This is a genomic window from Thermomonas sp. LB-4, from assembly GCF_036409385.1.
Classification (GTDB): domain Bacteria; phylum Pseudomonadota; class Gammaproteobacteria; order Xanthomonadales; family Xanthomonadaceae; genus Thermomonas.
The window spans coordinates 1-20,213 of the sequence record NZ_JAXOFT010000021.1 but is presented as its reverse complement, the minus strand read 5'-3'; the positions used below and the strand labels follow the sequence as shown (position 1 = coordinate 20,213).

Here is a 20,213-nt window from a genome sequence, read left to right as displayed (position 1 = left end):
GGCTGCGCGCCTGCCCGCCGCCGGTGCAGGGCTGCGGGCAGCACGCGGGATGCTGCGGCGTTGGATCTTGAAGCCGCGGTGCGCACAGGGCCGTGAAGGACGGCGCGCGACCCGCGCCAATGGGGCGGGTGTGGCGCCGGGTGGCGACGTGGGCGGCGGTTCAGCCGGCCACGCCGAGGGTGTCGCGCACGGTGGCATGCAACGCCCGGCGCATGCTCAGCCAGCCGGCCAGCATCGCCGCGGCGGTGCCGGCCAGGGCGCCGATCAGCAGCGTGCTGGCATTCCAGGTCGGCGGCAGGTCCAGCACGCGCTGCGCGAACAGGCTGCCGATGCCGGCCGCGGCTACCGCCGCGATGCCGCCGGAAATCGCGCCGATCGCGCCGAACTCCACCAGCTGCGCGGTCCGCAACTGCGCGCTGCTGGCGCCCAGCGTGCGCAGCACGCCCAGTTCGGTGATGCGCTCGCGGCGGGTGGCCGCCACCGCCGCCACGAACACCAGGCAGCCCGACAGGAAGGCGAACCAGAACACCACCTGGATCACCAGTGAGGCCTGATCGCCGATGCGCCGGATCTCGCCGGTGACGGCGTCGATGTCGATCACGTTGGCGTTCGGGATTTCGCGCGACAGCGCCGTGGCCAGCGAGGTATCGCCAACGGGCACCCGCACCGAGGTGATCCAGGTGGCGGGCAGGCCGCGGGCCAGGTCGGGCGAGGCCAGCACGAAGAAGTTCGGGGTGAAGCTTTCCCAGCGCACGTCGCGCAGGCTGGTGATGCGGCCCTCGATGCGCTGGCCGGCCACGTCGAACGCCAAGGTGTCGCCCAGCCGCCAGCGCAGTTGCTCGGCGAACTTGGTTTCCACCGAGAATTCGTTGCGCGCGGTGGCCGGGTTCCAGAACGTGCCGGCGCTGAGTTTGTTGCCGGCGGGCAATGCATCGGCAGTGGACAGGTTGAACTCGCGGTCCATCAGCCGCTCGCCGCGGCCCTGCGGCGCGGGGCGGCCGCGCTCGCTGGCGCTGGGCCCGACGTAGCGGGCGCGGATCATCGGCGACAGTCCGGCCGAGGTAAAGTCCAGCCGTGCCAGCAGCGCGTTGAAGCTCGCGCGCTGGTCCGGCTGCACGTTGATGACGAAGCGGTTGGGCGCATCGCCGCGCACCGTGGCCTGCCACTGCTCCCACACGTCGGTGCGCACCAGCATCAGCAGCAGCAGCGCCATCAGGCTGGTGCCCAGCGCCACCACCTGCGCGATGGTCAGCCGCCGCCGCCGCGAAAGATTGAGCAGGGCGTAGCGCACGATGCCGCTGCCCGCGCGTCCCGCGCGCGCCACCAGCGCCGCCAGCGCCCAGCCGGCGACGCCCAGCACGGCGGCGGTGACCAGCAGGCCGCCCAGCAGGATGGCGCCGGTGGTGGCGTTGCCGGCGGCCTGCCAGAACAGCGCCAGCAGGCCGCCCAGCGCCAGGCCGAACAGCAGCAGTGCCGGCGGCGAGGGCGTGCGCAGGTCGCTGCGCAGCACCGCCAGCGCGCTGGCCCGGCGCAGCGCCAGCAGCGGCGGCAGGGCGAAGGTGGCGAGGATCCACAGCCCCACCAGCCCCCCCTCGAGCAGCGGCCAAGCGGTGGCCGGCGGCAGCGCGGTGCCCAGCTCGCGGGCGATCCACACGCCCGCCAGCTGCTGCAGCACCGCCGCCGCCAGCAGCGCGAGCGCGATCGCCACGCTGCCCAGGATGGCCAGCTGGCCCACGTACAGGCCGACGATGGCGCGCTGGCCGGCGCCGAGCGCGCGCAGGGTGGCGGCAATCGCGCGGTGGCGTTCGGCGTGCTGGCGCGCGGCCATGCCGATCGCCACCGCCGCCAGCGCGGCGGTCAGCAACAGTGAGACCGACAGGAAGCGCTGCGCGCGCTCCAGCGCATTGCGCAGTTGCGGGCTGAGGTCGTCGCCGGTTTCCACCCGCGCACCGGGGCTGCGATCGGCCTCGCGCGCCTTCACCCATGGCGCGATGGCCGCCGGCGGGCCGGCCACCGCCACCCGCCACGAGGCGCGTGCGCCTGGGCCGAGCAGGCCGCCGGCTTCCACCTCGGCCAGCGGCAGGATCGCGCGCGGGCCCAGCTCCACGCCGCCGATCGGACGATCCGGTTCTTCCATCACGATGCCGGCCAGCCGCAGCGGCCGGCCGCCGACTTCGACCGTCGCGCCTGGTCTCGCCTGCAGGCGCGCTGCGCCGCTTTCGCTCAGCCACAGCGTGCCGGGCGCCGGTCGCGGCAGCCGCTGCACGCCGCGCCCGGTGCGCACGGTGTATGGCCCCAGCAGCGGCGCATCGCCGGCCAGCGCCTTCAGCGTGCCCAGCTGCGGCGCGCCGCCCTGCAGGCCGACCATGCTGGCCAGCTCCACGCTGCGATAGCTGCGCAGGCCCAGCCGGCGCGCGTCGCGCAGCGCGGCGTCGACCGCGCGGTTGTCGCTGCTGAAGGCGGCATCGCCACCGACCAGGCGGCGGCTCTGCGCAGTCAGTGCATCGGTGGTGCGCTGGGCGATGCTGCCCACGCCGGCCAGTGCCAGCACCGCCACGAACAGTGCCGCCAGCAGCACCCCGAATTCGCCGTTGCGCCAGCCCGACCAGGCCTGCCGCACGGCCATCCGCGCCAGCCGGCTCACGGCAGCAGGCGCCCGGCGTCCAGCCGCAGCTGGCGGTCGCAACGCGCGGCCAGGCGTTCGTCGTGGGTCACCACCACCACCGTGGTGGCGCGGGCGTCGTCCATGCCGAACAGCAGGTCTTCGATGGCCAACCCGGTCTTGCGGTCGAGGTTGCCGGTGGGTTCATCGGCGAACAGGATCCGCGGCCGGGTGGCGAAGGCGCGGGCAATCGCCACCCGCTGCTGCTCGCCGCCGGACAGCTGACGCGGCAGGTGGTGCAGGCGTTGGCCCAGGCCCACCTTCTCCAGCAGCGCCCGCGCGGTCGCGGCGCCATTCTCGCCGCGCAGCTCCAGCGGCAGCGCCACGTTGTCCAGCGCGCTCATCGCCGGCATCAGCTGGAAGTTCTGGAACACGAAGCCGACCGCGCGGGCGCGCAGCCCGGCGCGGGTGTCCTCGCTGGTGGCGTGGATGGGCGCACCATCCAGCCACACCTCGCCGCGGCTGGGCAGGTCCAGCCCGGCCAGCAGCGACAGCAGGGTGGTCTTGCCGGAGCCGGACTCGCCGACGATGGCGACGCGCTCGCCGGCGGCGATGTCCAGGCTGATCGCATCGAGGATGGTCAGCGCGCCATCTGGCAGCGCCACGGTCTTGCCGACGCCGCGCGCACGCAGGCTGCCCGGTCCGGGCGTGCTAGCGTTTGCGGCAACCGGAACAGGAGTGGGCGCGATGGTGTCGGCGGTGCGGTCGTGGGTGCTGGGGGTGTGCGTCATGCTGGCGATGCTAGCCGCATCCGCGGCCGAGGCGCGAGAGCGGAAAGTCCTGGTCATGGGCGACTCATTGTCGGCCGCCTACGGGCTGCGCCCGGAGCAGGGCTGGGTGGCGCTGGCCGATGCGAAATCGGCGCGCTACGCCTTCCACAACGCCAGCATCTCCGGCGAAACCAGCGCCGGCGGGCGCAGCCGCATCGACGCCGAGCTGGCCCGGGTACGCCCGGACATCGTGATCATCGAGCTGGGCGCCAACGACGGCCTGCGCGGGCTGCCGCTGGTGCAGATGGGTGCCAATCTCGGCTGGATGATCGGCCGCGCGCGCCGTGGCGGTGCGCAGGTGCTGCTGGTGGGCCTGCAGCTGCCGCCCAACTTCGGCCGCTATGCGCTCGATTTCCAGCGCAGCTACCAGCTGATCAGCCAGCGCCTGGGCACTGGGCTGATCCCGCATTTCCTGGCCCCGCTGGGCACCGAGCGCAAATGGTTCCAGGCCGACAACCTGCACCCGGTGGCCGCCGCGCAGCCGCTGCTGGCGGACCAGGTGCTGACGGCGCTGGACGCGTTGCCGGCGCGCTGAACCTCAGTCCTGCTCGCGCGCGATCGCGCGCCAGCCGATGTCGTTGCGATGGAACTCGTGCGCCCAGCGGATGGCATCGACGCCCGCGTAGGCATTGCGCTGGGCTTCCGACACGCTTGCGCCCAGCGCGGTCACGCACAGCACCCGGCCGCCGGCGCTGACCACGTTGCCGGCGGCGTCCAGCGCGGTGCCGGCGTGGAAGACCTTGGCGCTGGCGGGCACTGCGTCGAGCCCCGAGATCACCTCGCCGCTGACCGGCGTGTCCGGGTACGGCTTCGATGCCATCACCACGCCGAGTGACGGGCACGGATCCCACCGCGCTTCGACGCCATCGAGTTTGCCGTCGATGGCGGCCTCCACCAGGTCCACCAGATCCGACTGCAGGCGCAGCATGACCGGCTGGGTTTCCGGATCGCCGAAGCGCACGTTGAACTCGATCACCTTGGGCGCGCCGCTGGCGTCGATCATCAGCCCGGCGTAGAGGAAGCCGGTGAACGGGATGCCATCCTCCAGCATGCCCTGCACGGTCGGGTTCACCACCTCGCGCATCACCCGCGCATGCACCTCGGGCGTGACCACCGGCGCGGGCGAGTACGCGCCCATGCCGCCGGTGTTGGGGCCGGTGTCGCCGTCGCCCACGCGCTTGTGGTCCTGCGACGTCGCCATCGGCAGCGCGGTATGGCCATCCACCATCGAGATGAAACTCGCTTCCTCGCCGTCGAGGAACTCCTCGATGACCACGCGCGCGCCGGCATCGCCGAAGGCATTGCCCGACAGCATGTCGCGCACCGCGGCTTCGGCCTCGGCCAGCGACATCGCCACGATCACGCCCTTGCCGGCGGCCAGGCCATCGGCCTTGATCACGATGGGCGCGCCCTTGCGGTGCACGTAGGCCAGCGCGGCGTCCACGTCGGAATGCACTTCGTAGAACGCGGTGGGAATGCCGTGGCGGGCAAGGAAGTCCTTGGCGAAGGCCTTGCTGCCCTCCAGCTGCGCGGCAGCGGCGGTGGGCCCGAAGATGCGCAAGGACGCGGCGCGGAAGCGATCCACCACGCCTGCCACCAGCGGCACCTCCGGGCCAACCACGGTCAGCGCCACGGCTTCGTCCTGCGCCAGTGCCAGCAGGCCGTCGATATCAGTCACCTTGACCGCGACGTTGCGGCACTTCGACTCGCCCGCGGTGCCGGCATTGCCGGGCGCGACGATGACTTCGGTGACGCGGGTGGACTGCGCCAGCTTCCACGCCAGCGCGTGCTCGCGACCGCCGGAACCAATGACCAGAACTTTCATGCCTGCTTGCTCCCGCGCTGTGTCTGGCGCTTCTCGATTCCCTGCAGGGTGCGCTTGGCCATCCACTCGGAATAGGCGAAGCGCAGGCCAAGCCAGTAGATCGCGCCGATCAACAGGCTCACGACGAGCACCACGCCGGGGTTGGGGCGATCGACCAGCAACAGCGTGAACCCCAGTTGCACGGTCATGGCGATGGCCAGGGAGCTCCACACAAGGCGCCTGCGCTCGCTTTGCGAGGGTGCACGCCGGGTGTCGTTGACGAATTTTCCGGCGGTATAGGTGGCGGCCGAAATCAATGCCGCCGCCGCCGCACCGCTGCCGCCGCTGCTGAGCGAAAGCACCGCAATGATGAGCGCGACCAGCGCTAGCGCCGCCAGGTAGGCAATCACGAAACGCACCAGGTACGGGCGGATCGGCGTTGGCGCGGGAGTGTCGAAAGCGTTCATGCAGATCCGGAAGGAAGGTGGGTGGGCTTTTCCGCAGCCGGCATCAATGCCGGAAGTGGCGCACGCCGGTGAACACCATCGCGATGCCGTGCTCGTCCGCCGCCGCGATCACTTCGGCGTCGCGCATCGAACCGCCCGGCTGGATGACCGCCTTGATGCCGGCTTCGGCCGCGGCGTCGATGCCGTCGCGGAACGGGAAAAAGGCATCCGACGCCATCACCGAGCCGGGTACGACCAGTCCGGCGTCGGTCGCCTTGATGCCGGCGATGCGCGCCGAATACACGCGGCTCATCTGTCCGGCGCCGACGCCAATGGTGCGGCTGTCCCTGGCATAGACGATGGCGTTGGACTTGACGAACTTCGCCACCTTCCAGGCGAACAGCAGGTCGGCGAACTGCGCCTCGGTCGGCGCCAGCCGCGACACCACCTTCAGCTCGCCGCGGGCGACCACGCGGTCGTCGGCGGTCTGCATCAGCAGGCCGGAGTTGACCCGCTTGGTGTCGATGAAGTGCTTCGACGGCGCGGCCAGCGGGATGCGAAGCACGCGCACGTTGGCCTTCTTTTTCGCGTAGGCCAGCGCCTCGTCGTCGTAGTCGGGGGCGATCAGCACCTCGACGAACTGGCGGTCGAGGATGGCCCGGCATGTCGCCCCATCGAGCTTCGTGTTGAACGCAAGGATGCCGCCGAACGCGGACGTGGGGTCGGTGGCGTACGCCGCTTCGTATGCCTCGAGGCAGCCGCTGCCGACAGCCACGCCGCAGGGGTTGGCGTGCTTGACGATCACGCAGGCGCAGCGCTCGAACTGGCGCACGCATTCCCACGCGGCGTCGCTGTCGGCGATGTTGTTGTAGCTGAGCTCCTTGCCCTGCAGCTGCTCCAGCGTGGCCAGCGAGCCCGGCGCCGGATACAGGTCGCGGTAGAACGCGGCCTGCTGGTGCGGGTTCTCGCCGTAGCGCAGGTCCATCACCTTGACGAAGTTGCCGTTGGCCTGCGCCGGGAACTGCATCGGCGCACCGTCCTCGCCCAGCGAGGACAGGTAGCTGCTGATGCAGGCGTCGTAGACGGCGACATCGTTGAACGCGGCCACCGCCAGCTGCCAGCGGGTCTTCGCCGACAGTGCACCGGCGTTGGCGGCGAGCTCTTCGACCAGCGCGGCGTATTGCGCGGGTGCGGTGGCCACGGCGACGCGGGCGAAGTTCTTGGCCGCGCTGCGCAGCATCGCCGGGCCGCCGATGTCGATGTTCTCGATGATGTCCGCAAAGCTGCTGTCCGGATTGGCCGACACCCGCGCGAACGGGTACAGGTTCAGCACCAGCAGGTCGATGGCGCCGATGCCGTGCTCGGCCATCACCGCATCATCAAGGCCGGCGCGGCCCAGCAGGCCGCCGTGCACCTTCGGGTGCAGGGTCTTGACGCGGCCATCCATCATTTCCGGGAAGCCGGTCACCTCGCTGACGTCCTTCACCGCAAGCCCGGCCTCGCGCAGCGCCTTCGCGGTGCCGCCGGTGGACAGCAACTCCACGCCGCGGGCAGCCAGTGCCGTGGCGAACTCCACCAGGCCGGTCTTGTCGGAAACGGAGAGCAGGGCGCGGCGGACGGTCACCGGCGCGCCGGAAAGGAAGTCGGCGGACATGCGGGAAGGGGTGTGGTGGGGAAGCGCGGATTATACGGCGCCGCCCCGTTCCGCCCGCAGCCCCGCTCAGCCCATGCCGTAGTCGCGCAGCTTCTTGCGCAGGGTGGCGCGATGGATGCCGAGCATCGTGGCGGCGCGGCTCTGGTTGCCTTCGCAGTGGCGCAGCACTTCGGCAAACAGCGGGATTTCCAGCTCGCGCAGGGCGATGCTGTACAGGTCGTCGATGTCGCAGCCGTCCAGATCGCGCAGGTAGCGGCGCACCGAGTCGGCAACGTGCTCGCGCAGCGGCGCGCGCGGCGCGGCGTCCTGGCGGTGTTCGGAAAGCGTCAACGGAGGATCCCTCGGGCAGGCCGCCGGCATCGAGCGCGCGGAACGGCGAAAGCCAGTCTAGCGCGGGGACTGCGGCGGCGTCAGTGGCCGCGCCCATTCATCGCCGGCAAGTTTGACCGGCTTCGCGCTTCGCGCGGGGCCTATTCGAAGCGGAAGTCGAAACCGACCACGCCCGCTGCCGGTTCGGCGATGTCGAAGGCGATCTGGCTGGCCTGCCCGGGCGCGATCCGCGCGCTGCCGGCGCTGCCTTCCGGCAGGTAGTCGCGCGGCTGGAAGCGGCGCGTCCCGAGGGTGCGTCCATTGAGATCCGACAGGGTCAGCCGCAGGCCGGGCCACGGCTGCGGCCAGTGCGCGTCGTTGCGGAAGCTGGCCTGCACGCGCAGCACGCCGGGGCGGTCGGGCGGCGCGATCACGTCGCGCGAAAGCAGGGTGAACGCGGCCGGCTCGCGCCATGCCGGCAGGGTGCATCCCAATGCGCTGCAGCCGGCCTCCAGCAGCGGCCGCAGCTGGGCGCTGGCGGCCAGGCGTTCGCGCTGCAGCCAGCCAAGCTGCGCCAGCAGCACCAGCGCCAGCACGGCTGCCGCCAGCCATTCGCCGCGACGGCGCGCGGGGGCACCGCTGCCGGCCTGTACGAAGCTCGGCGCGCGGCTCACGCCTGCACCGGGCTGGCGTTGCGCACGCCGTCGATGCGTACCCAGTCGTCCTCGCGCGCTACCTGCAGCGCGTCGAACCACGGCGCGAAGCGCGCCAGCAGTTCATCCTCCTGCCCGGCCAGGATGCCGGACATGGCGATTTTTCCGCCCGGCGCGGTGCGCGCCGCCAGCGCCTCGGCCAGTGCGTCCAGCGCCGAGGCGAGGATGTTGGCCACCACCACCGGATAGGTGGCGACGGGCTCGTCCTGCGGCAGGAACACGTCGATGGCCACGCCGTTGCGCTGCGCGTTGTCGCCGGTGGCGGTGATCGCCTGCGGGTCGTTGTCGACGCCGACCGTGCGCGCGGCACCCAGCTTCAGCGCGGCCAGCGCGAGGATGCCGCTGCCGCAGCCGAAATCGAGTACGGCCTTGCCCTGCAGCTCGCCGGTGGCGGCCAGCCCGTCCAGCCAGCGCAGGCACAGCGCGGTGGTGGGATGGGTGCCGGAGCCGAACGCCAGGCCCGGATCGAGCCGGACGATGGCCGCGTCCGGCGCCTGCGCGTCCTCGGGCAGTGGATGGTCCCAGGGCACGATCCAGCAGCGTTCACCGAAACGCATGGGCTGGAACATGTCCAGCCAGGCGCGTTCCCAGTCCTGGTCCTCGACCTTGGCGAAGCGCGCCTTGCTCCAGTCCAGCCCGGGGTCGAACGCCTCCAGCGCGGCCAGCAGCACCAGCGCGTCGGTCTCGTCCGGGAACAGCGCGGTCAGCGTCATTTCGTCCCACAGCGGGATTTCGCCGACGCCGGGCTCGAAGATCGCCTGCTCGTCGGCGGCGTCCAGGTGCGCATCCTGCAGGGTGACCGCGAGTGCCCCCACGTCCTCCAGCGCGCGCTCGACGCGCGGTTGCTGGGCTTCGGTGCAGGGGAGGGTCAACTGCAGGTAGGGCATGGCGGGGATGGCGCGTGGCGGTCGCGCCATTCTCGCAGGTTCGCCGCGGGCTGCGCGGCCGCTTCAGCCGCCCAGCAGCCCCTTCAGCAGGCCCTTCATGTTCGGCCGCTTCTGCGGCGGCGTGCTGCTGCCGTCGCCCTCGTCCTGTTCCTGCGGCATGCCCATGTCGCCGAAATCCAGGCCCAGCATCGCGGTGGCGGTGGATTTGGCGCGCAGGCGCACGCTCCATTCCGGGTTCCACGGCTGCTTCGGGTCGGCCGGCCTGGGCGGGTAGGTGATCCAGTGTTCGGGCCCATAGGCGGTCATCATCAGCATGGCGGGAATCATCCCGGCCCCGCCGCTGCCGGCGCTGGCGAAGATGCCCTTGGGCACCACGCAGCTGGTGGCCGCGGCCGGCAGCAGGATCTTCTGCTTCAGCCATTTGTCGATGGCGCCGCCGGTCAGGTAGGCGTGCAGTTCGCTGCCGGCGCCGGCCACGTCGGCGCTGCTCCACACGGTCAGGGTGTAGGACCGTTCGCTGGCCATTTCCATGCGCATGCCGGTGATGAAGTAGGCGCGCGCGCGGGCCACCGACGGCCATGCCAGCGTGACCGCGTCGGCCGGCTCGCCCTGCGCGCGCAGGCCCAGTTTCGGCATGAAGTCGGCGGCTTCGTCCACGTTGAAGGACATCGAGGCCGGAATGCCGCTGCCGGTGATCTGGTGGCCGCCGGCCAGCCGCGCGCCCGCGGGCACCTGCTTGCCGTGCTGCCGATTGGGCCAGTAGACGAAACCGGGCTTTAGGTCGATGTCGCGGTCCGGCACGTACAGGCCTTTGGACAGGCTGCCGCTGGATTCCACGCTGACCCCGGCCATGCCCGCGGCGCCCTTCTTCGGGTTGATCAGGCCGCCCTTGACCTTGATGGTGGCCAGCTTCGGCTGGCCGGGCCGCACCGCCGCGCCGCAGCCCCAGTACTCGCGGATGGTCAATTCCACGTCGGGCACGGCGCCCGCCTCAGGCGTGGCCTTGTCCTGCCGGGCAGGCTCCGGCGGCAGCAGGGTGAGCGACCTGCCCAGGTTCAGCCCGGCCGGCACCTGGTCCTGCGCTTCGACGCCGGGCTTCAGCGCATTGTGCAGGGCGATGTCCAGGTACTGGCCGGTCATGCCGGCGGCGCGGGTGGAGGGGTAGGTCGGCTTGAACGCCTCGTTGCCGCCCATGCGCTTGGCCATGAAGCCGCCCAGGCCGCCCAGCATCGCGCCCATGTCCGGCATGCCCGCCATGTTGTGGGTGGCGACGTCGATATAGAGGTTGGTGGGGGGCGCCTTGCCCTGCTGGCTGGCAGCGGGCAGCGCCAGCAGCGTGGCGGCAAGGGCGATCAGCGGGGTGGCGCGGCGCATGACGTACTCCGGAAGCGGCGGTGGCTTCCGGATACAGCGGGAAAAGCCGGCGCAAGCGGACATCGGCCGCCTGCGCCGGCGGATGCGCGGTCGCTCAGAGCAGCGAGAGCGCCTTTTCCTTGCGCTCGGCCAGCCGCTTTTCCAGGTAATGGATGTTCTGGCCGCCTTGCGAGAAACCGCCGTCGGCCAGGATCCGCTGCTGCAGCGGGATGTTGGTCTTGATGCCGTCCACCACCATCTCGCTCAGCGCCACCCGCATCCGCGCGATCGCCTGGGCGCGGTCGGCGCCGTGCACGATGAGCTTGCCGATCATCGAGTCGTAGTTCGGCGGGACGCGGTAGCCCTCGTAGATGTGCGAATCCACGCGCACGCCCGGGCCGCCCGGGGCGTGGAAGTGCTGGATCAGGCCGGGACAGGGGAAGAAGTTGTCCGGGTCCTCGGCGTTGATGCGGCACTCGATGGCGTGGCCGGTCAGCACCACGTCGCTCTGCTTGATCGACAGCTTGCGGCCGGCGGCGATCAGCAGCTGCTCGCGCACCAGATCGATGCCGGTGACCAGCTCGGTCACCGGATGCTCCACCTGGATGCGGGTGTTCATCTCGATGAAGTAGAAGCGGCCGTTCTCGAACAGGAACTCGAACGTGCCGGCGCCGCGGTAGCCGATGCGGATGCAGGCTTCCACGCAGACCTTGCCGATCTCCGCGCGCAGCTCGGGGGTGATGCCCGGCGCCGGCGCTTCCTCCACCACCTTCTGGTGGCGGCGCTGCATGGAGCAGTCGCGCTCGCCCAGGTGGATGGCGCCGCCCTGGCCATCGGCCAGCACCTGGATCTCCACGTGGCGCGGGTTCTCCAGGAACTTCTCCATGTACACCATGTCGTTGCCGAACGCGGCCTTGGCTTCCTGCTTGGTGGTGGCGATGGCGTTCACCAGCGCCGCCTCCGAATGCACCACGCGCATGCCGCGGCCGCCGCCGCCGCCGGCCGCCTTGACGATGACGGGGTAGCCGATCTCGCGGGCGATCTTGACGTTGGTGGCGGCGTCGTCGCCGAGCGGGCCGCCCGAGCCGGGCACGCAGGGCACGCCCGCGGCCTTCATCGCGCGGATCGCCTCCACCTTGTCGCCCATCAGGCGGATGGTGTCGGCCTTCGGCCCGATGAACACGAAGCCGCTCTGCTCCACGCGCTCGGCGAAGTCGGCGTTCTCGGACAGGAAGCCGTAGCCCGGGTGGATGGCCTGGGCGTCGGTGACCTCGGCCGCGGCGATGATCGCCGGCATGTTGAGGTAGCTCTCCGCCGACGGCGCCGGGCCGATGCAGACGGATTCGTCCGCCATGGCCACGTGCTTCAGGTTGCGGTCCACGGTGGAATGCACGGCCACCGTGCGGATGCCCAGCGCGTGGCAGGCGCGCAGGATGCGCAGCGCGATTTCGCCGCGGTTGGCGATGACGACTTTTTCGAGCATGGTCTCTTCCTGTTGTTCATCCGGCCCGCCGGCCTGCATGCCGGTGGGCGTTCGCAGGCTCGCGCCTGCGGCGCTCGAAATCCCGGCTCACCCGATGACGAACAGCGGCTGGTCGAACTCGACCGGTTGGCCGCTCTCGCACTTGATCGCCAGCACGGTGCCGGAGACCTCGGCCTCGATCGGGTTGAACATCTTCATCGCCTCGATGATGCCCAGGGTGTCGCCGGCCTTGACCGCCTGGCCGATGGACACGAACGCTGGCTTGTCCGGCGCCGGGCTGGCGTAGAAAGTGCCCACCATCGGCGCACGCATCACGTGGCCGGCCGGCAGTTCCGGGTCGGCGGGCTTGGGGCTGCCGCCGGTGGCGGCCTGCACCGGCGAGATCATCGGCATCGGCGCGACTGCGGGAGCGGCGACGTGGTGCGCCATCGGTGCCGGCGCGGCCATCTGGCTGCCCTTGGGCACGCGCGCCAGACGCACCGATTCCTCGCCTTCCTTGATTTCGATTTCGGCCAGGTTCGACTCTTCCAGCAGGTCGATCAGCTTCTTGATCTTGCGCAGGTCCATACGGTTGTCTCGTGGTTGGCCCGGCGCTGAGGCCGGGCGGGGAAAAGGAGTGTCAGGGGGCGATGCCGTAATCGGTTCTCAGTTCGGCCGCGCGGTGGCTTGCGCGCCGCGCCATGCAGCGCAGGAACTCCACGTTCCGGATGCTGCCGCCGGCATTGAGCTGCCAGATCCCGTCGCAGTCAGTACGGCGCCACCGTCTCCATTGCGCCTGGCTGTCATCAAGCAGGGCAAGGGTGGCGGCGCAGTGCTCGCCGCAGCCGGGGCTGGCCAGGGTCCCGCGCACCGCAGCGTAGACGCCATCAAGCGCGGCGTCGGCGCGCTCGGCCCACGCGCGGGCGCAGTCCTCGTAATCGGAGTCGGTGATGGCCGCGGCCATGCAGGCGGCGTCGGCCGCGTCGCCCTGGGCCTGCGCAGCGGCAGTGGACTGCCGGGCGGGCGCCATCTGCGTGGCCAGCAGGGTTGCGATCAAGGCCAACGCGATCATGGCGAGGCCTCCAGCCGCCGCATCGCGGCGTCCAGGGCGTAGCGGTACGAGTCCGCGCCGAAGCCGCAGATCACGCCGACCGCCTTGTCGCTGAAATAGCTGTGCTGGCGGAAGGGCTCGCGGGAGTGCGGGTTGGACAGGTGGATTTCGATGAAGGGGATGGCCACCGCCGCCAGCGCGTCGCGCAGGGCGACCGAGGTGTGGGTGAAGGCGGCGGGGTTGATCAGGATGAAGGCGGTGCCGTCCAGGCGGGCGGCCTGCACGCGCTCCACCAGCGCGTGTTCGGCGTTGGACTGGAACGTCTCCAGCACGTGGCCGGCTGCCTGCGCGCGCCCCGCCAGGTCGGCGTCGATGTCGGCCAGCGTGGTGTGCCCGTATACCTCCGGCTCGCGGCTGCCGAGCAGGTTGAGGTTGGGGCCGTGCAGGAGCAGCAGCGTTGCCATCGATGGGTCGGGAGCCCCGGAAAACAGGCGCGCAGTGTCCCGCGAAAGATGGATGCTGTCCAGTTCGGCGAACTTTTGCCGGATAAGCGGGTTTTAAACGGATGTTGGAGCGGCGGCTCTAAATGACCCCGGCATTCGCCGGTGTCGGCGCTGCTGCCGCAGGATGCACCCGATCGCTGCCGTTGGCCGCCCGGATCCCCTATATTCCCGTCTGCCGGGTCCGGTTATCGGACGCCCGCTTCCGCCCATCGCGAAATGTCGGCGGCATCGGCGAACGGGCCGATCCGGGTGGCCAGCAGGCGGCCATCGGCGGAAACCAGCGCCGTGTAGGGCAGCACGCCGGCCGGGTTGCCCAGCCGCACGCCGGCGTCGGCTGGGCCGGCGGCATCCACCAGCACCGGATAGGTGATTCCGTGCCGCTGCAGGAAGCCGGCCACCGCCGCGGGGTCGTCCAGCGCGATGCCGACTACCCGCACGCCGCGTGCGCCCTGCGCCTCGGCGAACGCCTGCAGGTCCGGCATCTCCTTCAGGCAGGGCGCGCACCAGGTCGCCCACAGATTGACCAGAGTGGGGCGGCCGGCCCAGGCGGCGGGAATCGCCACCGGCCTGCCAGCCACGTCGGCCAGCGTCATCGACGGCACCGCGCCGCCCTTTTCGGCGACTGTGACGCCGGCGGGTAGCGCCGGCGCGCGCGCCTTCAGCGACGCGTCCAACACCTGCTGGCCGACCCCGGTGCCGGCCAGCCGGTAGGCGATGGTGGGTTCGAACAGCAGGCTGGCGCCGGCGCCGGCCATCGCGGCCAGCAGCGCCACCACCAGCACCGCGCGGTTGGAGGGCATCAGCGCGCGGCCTCGCGCAGGGCGTCTTCCACCATGCCGGCGGTGAGCAGGGTGGGCAGGATGTGGCCTTCGCCGCCGCCGCGCGGGTAGACCACGTAGAGCGGCACGCCTACCGCGCGGTGGCGCTGCAGGTAGGCGGTGATGGCCGGGTCGACGTCGGTGTAGTCGCCGACCATGTAGACGGCGTTGGCGGCGTCGAGCGCGGTGCGGAAGCGCTCGCGCGCGAACACCGTTTTTTCGTTGGCCTTGCAGGTGACGCACCAGTCGGCGGTCATGTTGACGAACACCGGCCGGCCCTGCGCGCGCAGGTCGGCCAGCGCCTGCTCCGACCAGGCCACGCTGGCGATGCCGGAGGGGGCGGCGGCAACGGCCGCCTGCGGCCGCGGCAGCGCGTGCAGCCTGGCCAGCGGCCAGCCGACCGCCAGCAGCGCGAGCAGCGCCAGCGCCTGCCAGCCGCGGGGGGCGCCGCTGCGGGCGCGGGCCCATGCCCATGCGGCCAGCGCCAGCAGGATGGCCGCGGCCAGCCACAGCCCGGTCGCGTCGGCCCCGCGCAGCTTGGCCAGCACCCACACCAGCCAGGCCGCGGTGGCGTACAGCGGAAACGCCAGCAGCTGCTTGAGGGTCTCCATCCACGCGCCCGGCTTCGGCAGCAGGCGGGCGAAGGCCGGCACGAAGCCGATCAGCAGGAACGGCAGCGCCAGCCCCAATCCCAGCATCAGGAACACCAGCAGCGCCCCGGCGGTCGGGCCGGTAAAGGCATAGGCCAGCGCCGCGCCCATGAACGGCGCGGTGCAGGGCGTGGCCAGCACCACCGCCAGCACGCCGGTGAAGAAGTCGGCGCGCACGCCGTCGCCCTGCAGCAGCGCGCCGGTGCGCTGGCCCAGCCCGACATTGGCCTGCCACAGCCCGGACAGCGACAGCCCCAGCGCGAACATCACCAGCGCCAGCCCGGCCAGCACCAGCGGCTGCTGCAGCTGGAAGCCCCAGCCCAGTGCCAGCCCGGCATGGCGCAGCGCCAGCACCAGCGCGCCCAGCGCCAGCATCGACAGCAGCACGCCGGCGGTATAGGCCAGCGCGTGCCGGCGCGCCTCGCCGCGGCCGGCGCCGCTCTGCGCCAGCGACAGCGCCTTCAGCGACAGCACCGGCAGCACGCAGGGCATCAGGTTGAGGATCAGGCCGCCGCCCAGCGCCAGCAGCAGCGCCGCCAGCAGGCCGGGGGTCCGGCGCTGCGGCGGGGCTTCGCGGGGAGGTTGGGCGGTGCTGGCACCGGCGCCGGCGCTTGCCTCTGCAGCGGTCGCCCCGCTTGCGGCCGGGGTGCCGGGGGTGGCGTCGCCCGCTGCCGTGGCCGGCATCGGCGCAGCCTCCGGCGCCGCTGCTTGCGCGGGGAGCGTCAGCGCCGCCGGGCCGTTGCCAACGGACACATTGTCGTTGGCGGCGGACGCCAGCTTCCCCGCAGGCAGCGAAACCGCCAGTCGGCGGGTCATCGGGGGATAGCAGATGCCGTTGTCCTGGCAGCCTTGCAGGCCCAGCACCAGGGTGGGGCTGGCGGCGCCGGTGGTCGCGCGCGCCACCGGCAGGGCGATCTCGACCTGGTCGAAGTACACCGCCACGTCGCCGAAGTGCTCGTCGCGATAGGGCGTTGCGGCGGGCAGTTTGGCCGGCGGCGGCAGCTTCACCGACAGGCCGTCGGCACCTTCCAGCTTCACCGACAGCTTGTCGCGGTACAGGTAATAGCCGCGCGCCGGGGTCAGCCGCAGCAGCAGGGTGTTGCCGTCCAGCGCGATCAGCTCGCTGCTGAACGCCTGTGCGGCCGGCAGCGGCGCGGTTTCCGTTGCGCCGGCGCTGCCGTTGCCCAGGCCGAAAAGGCCGCCGCCGGCCTTGCGGCCGGGCAGGAAGCCGCCGCCGGCCTCGGCCTGCGGCAGCGCCACGCTCAGGGTGCGGGTCTGCGGCGGATAGCACACGCCGGCGTCGGCGCAGCCCTGGTACTTCACCGTCAGCGTCACGCCCGTGGCGGTGGCGGCCGGGGCGCCGGTGACCACGCCGACCAGCTGCCGACGGTAGGTCTCCACGTCGCCGAAGAATTCGTCGCGGTGCTTGGCGCCGTCGGGCAGGGCCAGGCGGGCGTCGGCGAGGCCGGCACCGGCCTTCACCGAGGTGCGGTGCCGGTACAGGTAGTAGCCGTCGGCGATCTTCCAGCGCACCTCGATGCGATCGCGGGCGGTGGCCTGCGCCGAGAGGACGAACACTTCGTCGACCGGCGGCAGCTCGACATCGGCGGCGGAGGACGGCAGCGCGGCCAGCAGGGCCAGCGCTGCCAGCCAGCGGCGCAGGCGAAGGGGCAATCCGGTCATTCGGTCATTCTACTGGACGGGTCGATTCGACCACCCATTGCAGGTACGCGGGCAGGCCGACGACGGATTCGACCGCCAGCAGCTCCGGCAGTTCATACGGGTGCAGCTGCGGCAGCCGCGCCTGCAGGGCCGGGTAGCGCGACCGCGTGGTCTTGATCAGCAGCAGGACTTCGGATTCGCGCTGCACCGACCCCTGCCAGCGGAACACCGAGCGCAGCCCGGGCACGATGTTGATGCAGGCAGCCAGCCGCTCGCCGACCAGCGCCCCGGCAAGCTGCTCCGCGCTGGTTGCGTCCGGGCAGCTGCACAGGCAGAGCAGGATGGCGTCGCCGTCCATCAGCGCCGCTTCCGCCCGGGCCTGGCCGGCGGCGGCTCGGCCTTGATGTTCACCGACACCGCCGGCGCCTTGGTGCGGGCCTTGAACCAGTCGCCGATGCGCTGACGCGCCGCCTCGTCCAGCGGCGCGGCGATGGTGACGTTGAGCGTTGCCACCGGCTGCCGGTCGCCGTTCGCCGCGATCACCAGGCCCTGGCCGACGGTGACCTCGCCCAGCGCCGGGAACAGCTGCCGCAGCTCATGGGCCAGATCGCCGCTCTGGTCGAGCAGCGCGTTGCGTTCGGCGAGCTCCCGGCGCAGCTGCTGCAGCTGCGCCTCGCGCTGGCGCGCCGTCTCCTGGCTGTCCTTCAGCAGGTCGGACAGCAGTGTGGACTTGAGCGCGGTGACGTCGATGCGCTGGTCGCCGCTCTGGTGCAGGACGATCCGGGTGCCGGCGAGGTTGGCCGCCGCCAGCCGGGCGCGGATGTTGTCCTGCACCTCCCTGCCCACCCGCTCGCCGATCAGCGAGACATTGATGGTGCGGGTGACCGGGTCGATGCTGGCGTCCACCACCTGGCTGTCCGGGAACACGAACTCGCGCCGCACGAACTCGCGGGCGCTCGAACGGAACACCTCCTGGCGAACCAGATCGATCGCCAGGTACAGGCTGGGCGCGGCGGTGGCCAAAGCCAGCACCCACAGCGCCGCCTTGACCCGGCGCGCGATCGCCGGGCTGGCGAAGCCGTGCCGGCGCAGGCGCATGGTGCGGATGCCGACGATGGTGGCCAGCATGATGAACACGCAGTTGATCGTGTACAGGTACAGCGCGCCGCCGAAGAAATGCCATTGCCCGGTGGCAAGTCCGTAGCCGGCCGTGCACGCCGGCGGCATCAGCGCGGTGGCGATCGCCACGCCGGGGATGACGTTGGACTTCTCGCGGCGGGTGATCCCGATGATCCCGGCGAATCCGCCGAACAACGCGATCAGCACGTCCCACAGGGTCGGGCTGGTGCGCGCCAGCAGCTCGGACTGGGCCTGGTGCAGGGGGGTCAGCGAGAAGTACGCCCATGACACCAGCAGGCTGATCACGGTGGCCATCAGCAGGTTGCTGAGCGAGCGCCGCAGCAGGGCGAAGTCGTAGACCGCCACGCCAAGGCCGGCGCCCATGATCGGGCCCATCAGCGGCGAAATCAGCATCGCGCCGATGATGACCGCGGTGGAGTTGACGTTCAGCCCCACCGAGGCGATCAGGATGGCGAACACCAGCACCCATGGCGTGGCGCCCACCAGCTCCACCGCGGCGCGGATGCGGGCCTCGATCTCGTCGTCTTCGGCCTTGTCGTCGCGCAGGTTGAAGCGGTCCACCGCGAACCGGCGCAGGCGCGCCATCAGGCCGGGCGCGTGCCGACGCGGGGGGCCGGGCGGCGTGGAGGGATCCGGGGAGGGCGGGTGCGCGTTCATGGCGCCATCTTGCCACGCCGCCGGCGGCGTGGGCCGGCAGGATCGGGCCGGATCCGTCGCGCGGCCCTTGAAAGCCCCGCGACGCGCCCCATCTCCCTGCCATCCCGGTTCGGGATGTTGTTCGTCCCGATCTTGGCAGCCGCTGGGTGCGACTGCTAAAATTCCCGGGTTTTTCCCGTTCAATCAATCATTTGCAGAGGTTGCACATGTCCAGCATCAAGCCGCTGTACGACCGCGTGGTCATCAAGCGCATGGAAGAAGAGAAGCTGTCCGCGGGTGGCATCGTGATCCCCGACAGCGCCACCGAGAAGCCGATCAAGGGCGAAGTGGTCGCCGTGGGCACCGGCAAGGTGCTGGACAACGGCCAGGTGCGCGCCCCGCAGGTGAAGGTGGGCGACAAGGTGCTGTTCGGCAAGTACAGCGGCACCGAAGTGAAGCTGGACGGCACCGAGCTGCTGGTCGTGAAGGAAGACGACCTGTTCGCGATCCTCGGCTGATCGCGCCTCGTCCTTTTCTCTCCCTAATCACTGAATTCGTTTCGAGGTAATCGCAATGGCTGCCAAGGAAATCCGTTTCGGCGAGGACGCGCGCTCCAAGATGGTGCGCGGCGTCAACGTGCTCGCCAATGCCGTCAAGGCAACCCTGGGCCCGAAGGGCCGCAACGTCGTGCTGGACAAGAGCTTCGGCGCACCGACCATCACCAAGGACGGCGTGTCCGTGGCGAAGGAAATCGAGCTTGCCGACAAGTTCGAGAACATGGGCGCGCAGATGGTCAAGGAAGTCGCGTCCAAGACCTCCGACAACGCCGGTGACGGCACCACCACCGCCACCGTGCTGGCGCAGGCGTTCATCCGCGAGGGCATGAAGGCGGTCGCCGCCGGCATGAACCCGATGGACCTGAAGCGCGGCATCGACAAGGCCGTGACCGCAGCCGTTGGCGAGTTGAAGTCGCTGAGCAAGCCGTCGTCGACCAGCAAGGAAATCGCCCAGGTCGGCGCCATCTCGGCCAACAGCGACCACAACATCGGTGACCTGATCGCGCAGGCGATGGACAAGGTCGGCAAGGAAGGCGTGATCACCGTCGAAGACGGCTCGGGCCTGGACAACGAGCTGGACGTGGTTGAAGGCATGCAGTTCGACCGCGGCTACCTGTCGCCGTACTTCATCAACAACCAGCAGTCGATGCAGGCCGAACTGGACGACCCGTTCATCCTGCTGCACGACAAGAAGATCTCCAACGTGCGCGACCTGCTGCCCGTGCTCGAGGGCGTGGCCAAGGCCGGCAAGCCGCTGCTGATCGTCGCCGAGGAAGTGGAAGGCGAGGCGCTGGCAACCCTGGTGGTCAACACCATCCGCGGCATCGTCAAGGTCTGCGCCGTGAAGGCGCCGGGCTTCGGTGACCGTCGCAAGGCGATGCTGGAAGACATGGCCATCCTGACCGGTGGCACCGTGATCTCCGAGGAAGTGGGCCTGTCGCTGGAGAAGGCCACGATCAAGGACCTCGGCCGCGCCAAGAAGGTGCAGGTCTCGAAGGAGAACACCACCATCATCGACGGCGCCGGCGAAGGCGACGGCATCCAGGCCCGCATCAAGCAGATCAAGGCGCAGATCGAGGAGACCTCCTCCGACTACGACCGCGAGAAGCTGCAGGAGCGCGTGGCCAAGCTGGCCG

General features: G+C 70.9%; 20 protein-coding genes. 3 read left to right on the top strand and 17 right to left on the bottom strand.

Annotated features, from left to right (window positions below; all coding sequences use genetic code 11):
* Positions 1 to 160: 160 nt before the first annotated feature.
* Together SPK54_RS11285 and SPK54_RS11280 are read right to left on the bottom strand one after the other, a co-directional pair.
* Positions 161 to 2,644, bottom strand: a complete 2,484-nt coding sequence (locus SPK54_RS11285) for an FtsX-like permease family protein (protein ID WP_330948000.1) — start codon at positions 2,642 to 2,644, stop codon at positions 161 to 163.
* Positions 2,641 to 3,393, bottom strand: coding sequence for an ATP-binding cassette domain-containing protein (locus SPK54_RS11280; protein WP_330947999.1), 753 nt, complete (start codon positions 3,391 to 3,393; stop codon positions 2,641 to 2,643). Before SPK54_RS11280 ends, SPK54_RS11285 begins: the two co-directional genes overlap by 4 nt.
* Positions 3,394 to 3,448: 55 nt before the next feature.
* Here SPK54_RS11280 and SPK54_RS11275 point away from each other — a divergent pair, with 55 nt between their 5' ends.
* The gene (locus SPK54_RS11275; RefSeq protein ID WP_330947998.1) at positions 3,449 to 3,967 is read left to right on the top strand and encodes an arylesterase; all 519 of its coding nucleotides are present in this window, start codon (positions 3,449 to 3,451) and stop codon (positions 3,965 to 3,967) included.
* Positions 3,968 to 3,970: 3 nt separating this feature from the next.
* Here SPK54_RS11275 and purD read toward each other — a convergent pair whose 3' ends face one another.
* The 15 genes from purD to SPK54_RS11200 all read right to left on the bottom strand — a co-directional run bounded on the left by purD (position 3,971) and on the right by SPK54_RS11200 (position 18,541).
* The gene (purD, locus tag SPK54_RS11270) at positions 3,971 to 5,257 is read right to left on the bottom strand and encodes a phosphoribosylamine--glycine ligase (RefSeq protein ID WP_330947997.1); all 1,287 of its coding nucleotides are present in this window, start codon (positions 5,255 to 5,257) and stop codon (positions 3,971 to 3,973) included.
* Complete coding sequence (locus SPK54_RS11265) at positions 5,254 to 5,703, bottom strand: ABZJ_00895 family protein (RefSeq protein ID WP_330947996.1); 450 nt, start codon at positions 5,701 to 5,703, stop codon at positions 5,254 to 5,256. Before SPK54_RS11265 ends, purD begins: the two co-directional genes overlap by 4 nt.
* A 43-nt stretch (positions 5,704 to 5,746) precedes the next feature.
* Positions 5,747 to 7,336 (bottom strand): bifunctional phosphoribosylaminoimidazolecarboxamide formyltransferase/IMP cyclohydrolase, encoded by a 1,590-nt coding sequence (purH, locus tag SPK54_RS11260; RefSeq protein ID WP_330947995.1) that lies wholly within the window; start codon positions 7,334 to 7,336, stop codon positions 5,747 to 5,749.
* Positions 7,337 to 7,402: 66 nt separating this feature from the next.
* Entirely contained in the window at positions 7,403 to 7,666 is a 264-nt protein-coding gene (fis, locus tag SPK54_RS11255) for a DNA-binding transcriptional regulator Fis (protein ID WP_223809416.1), read from the bottom strand.
* A gap of 140 nt (positions 7,667 to 7,806) precedes the next feature.
* On the bottom strand, positions 7,807 to 8,319 hold the full coding sequence (locus SPK54_RS11250) for a DUF3426 domain-containing protein (protein ID WP_330947994.1): 513 nt from the start codon (positions 8,317 to 8,319) through the stop codon (positions 7,807 to 7,809).
* Positions 8,316 to 9,245 (bottom strand): 50S ribosomal protein L11 methyltransferase, encoded by a 930-nt coding sequence (gene prmA / locus SPK54_RS11245; RefSeq protein WP_330947993.1) that lies wholly within the window; start codon positions 9,243 to 9,245, stop codon positions 8,316 to 8,318. Before prmA ends, SPK54_RS11250 begins: the two co-directional genes overlap by 4 nt.
* Before the next feature lie 63 nt (positions 9,246 to 9,308).
* Entirely contained in the window at positions 9,309 to 10,619 is a 1,311-nt protein-coding gene (locus tag SPK54_RS11240) for a hypothetical protein (protein WP_330947992.1), read from the bottom strand.
* Positions 10,620 to 10,713: 94 nt separating this feature from the next.
* On the bottom strand, positions 10,714 to 12,081 hold the full coding sequence (gene accC / locus SPK54_RS11235; RefSeq protein ID WP_330947991.1) for an acetyl-CoA carboxylase biotin carboxylase subunit: 1,368 nt from the start codon (positions 12,079 to 12,081) through the stop codon (positions 10,714 to 10,716).
* A gap of 87 nt (positions 12,082 to 12,168) precedes the next feature.
* The gene (gene accB / locus SPK54_RS11230) at positions 12,169 to 12,648 is read right to left on the bottom strand and encodes an acetyl-CoA carboxylase biotin carboxyl carrier protein (protein ID WP_330947990.1); all 480 of its coding nucleotides are present in this window, start codon (positions 12,646 to 12,648) and stop codon (positions 12,169 to 12,171) included.
* 52 nt (positions 12,649 to 12,700) lie between these two features.
* Positions 12,701 to 13,132 carry a lysozyme inhibitor LprI family protein gene (locus SPK54_RS11225; protein WP_330947989.1) on the bottom strand — a complete coding sequence of 144 codons (432 nt, stop codon included), beginning with the start codon at positions 13,130 to 13,132 and terminating at the stop codon, positions 12,701 to 12,703.
* Positions 13,129 to 13,575, bottom strand: a complete 447-nt coding sequence (gene aroQ / locus SPK54_RS11220; RefSeq protein WP_330947988.1) for a type II 3-dehydroquinate dehydratase — start codon at positions 13,573 to 13,575, stop codon at positions 13,129 to 13,131. The genes SPK54_RS11225 and aroQ overlap by 4 nt, the downstream gene beginning before the upstream one ends.
* 224 nt (positions 13,576 to 13,799) lie before the next feature.
* Positions 13,800 to 14,414 (bottom strand): TlpA disulfide reductase family protein, encoded by a 615-nt coding sequence (locus tag SPK54_RS11215; RefSeq protein ID WP_330947987.1) that lies wholly within the window; start codon positions 14,412 to 14,414, stop codon positions 13,800 to 13,802.
* Positions 14,414 to 16,765 (bottom strand): protein-disulfide reductase DsbD, encoded by a 2,352-nt coding sequence (locus tag SPK54_RS11210; RefSeq protein WP_330947986.1) that lies wholly within the window; start codon positions 16,763 to 16,765, stop codon positions 14,414 to 14,416. Before SPK54_RS11210 ends, SPK54_RS11215 begins: the two co-directional genes overlap by 1 nt.
* A gap of 4 nt (positions 16,766 to 16,769) precedes the next feature.
* Positions 16,770 to 17,102 carry a divalent-cation tolerance protein CutA gene (cutA, locus tag SPK54_RS11205; RefSeq protein WP_330947985.1) on the bottom strand — a complete coding sequence of 111 codons (333 nt, stop codon included), beginning with the start codon at positions 17,100 to 17,102 and terminating at the stop codon, positions 16,770 to 16,772.
* The gene (locus SPK54_RS11200; protein WP_330947984.1) at positions 17,102 to 18,541 is read right to left on the bottom strand and encodes a TIGR00341 family protein; all 1,440 of its coding nucleotides are present in this window, start codon (positions 18,539 to 18,541) and stop codon (positions 17,102 to 17,104) included. Before SPK54_RS11200 ends, cutA begins: the two co-directional genes overlap by 1 nt.
* Before the next feature lie 206 nt (positions 18,542 to 18,747).
* Between SPK54_RS11200 and groES the strand changes: the two genes are divergently transcribed.
* Together groES and groL are read left to right on the top strand one after the other, a co-directional pair.
* Positions 18,748 to 19,038: a co-chaperone GroES gene (gene groES, locus SPK54_RS11195; protein WP_330947983.1), complete on the top strand. Its 291-nt coding sequence runs from the start codon at positions 18,748 to 18,750 to the stop codon at positions 19,036 to 19,038.
* Between the two features lie 55 nt (positions 19,039 to 19,093).
* A partial coding sequence (gene groL, locus SPK54_RS11190) for a chaperonin GroEL (RefSeq protein ID WP_330947982.1) occupies positions 19,094 to 20,213 on the top strand: 1,120 nt, incomplete at its 3' end.

Excerpts from the sequence above, each read along its gene's own strand:
- SPK54_RS11280 (WP_330947999.1), bottom strand. The coding sequence starts at position 3,393 with ATGACGCACACCCCCAGCACCCACGACCGCACCGCCGACACCATCGCG.
- SPK54_RS11275 (WP_330947998.1), top strand. The coding sequence starts at position 3,449 with ATGGGCGACTCATTGTCGGCCGCCTACGGGCTGCGCCCGGAGCAGGGC.
- purD (WP_330947997.1), bottom strand. The coding sequence starts at position 5,257 with ATGAAAGTTCTGGTCATTGGTTCCGGCGGTCGCGAGCACGCGCTGGCG.
- SPK54_RS11265 (WP_330947996.1), bottom strand. The coding sequence starts at position 5,703 with ATGAACGCTTTCGACACTCCCGCGCCAACGCCGATCCGCCCGTACCTG.
- purH (WP_330947995.1), bottom strand. The coding sequence starts at position 7,336 with ATGTCCGCCGACTTCCTTTCCGGCGCGCCGGTGACCGTCCGCCGCGCC.
- prmA (WP_330947993.1), bottom strand. The coding sequence starts at position 9,245 with ATGCCCTACCTGCAGTTGACCCTCCCCTGCACCGAAGCCCAGCAACCG.
- SPK54_RS11240 (WP_330947992.1), bottom strand. The coding sequence starts at position 10,619 with ATGCGCCGCGCCACCCCGCTGATCGCCCTTGCCGCCACGCTGCTGGCG.
- accC (WP_330947991.1), bottom strand. The coding sequence starts at position 12,081 with ATGCTCGAAAAAGTCGTCATCGCCAACCGCGGCGAAATCGCGCTGCGC.
- accB (WP_330947990.1), bottom strand. The coding sequence starts at position 12,648 with ATGGACCTGCGCAAGATCAAGAAGCTGATCGACCTGCTGGAAGAGTCG.
- SPK54_RS11225 (WP_330947989.1), bottom strand. The coding sequence starts at position 13,132 with ATGATCGCGTTGGCCTTGATCGCAACCCTGCTGGCCACGCAGATGGCG.
- aroQ (WP_330947988.1), bottom strand. The coding sequence starts at position 13,575 with ATGGCAACGCTGCTGCTCCTGCACGGCCCCAACCTCAACCTGCTCGGC.
- SPK54_RS11215 (WP_330947987.1), bottom strand. The coding sequence starts at position 14,414 with ATGCCCTCCAACCGCGCGGTGCTGGTGGTGGCGCTGCTGGCCGCGATG.
- SPK54_RS11210 (WP_330947986.1), bottom strand. The coding sequence starts at position 16,765 with ATGACCGGATTGCCCCTTCGCCTGCGCCGCTGGCTGGCAGCGCTGGCC.
- cutA (WP_330947985.1), bottom strand. The coding sequence starts at position 17,102 with ATGGACGGCGACGCCATCCTGCTCTGCCTGTGCAGCTGCCCGGACGCA.
- SPK54_RS11200 (WP_330947984.1), bottom strand. The coding sequence starts at position 18,541 with ATGAACGCGCACCCGCCCTCCCCGGATCCCTCCACGCCGCCCGGCCCC.
- groES (WP_330947983.1), top strand. The coding sequence starts at position 18,748 with ATGTCCAGCATCAAGCCGCTGTACGACCGCGTGGTCATCAAGCGCATG.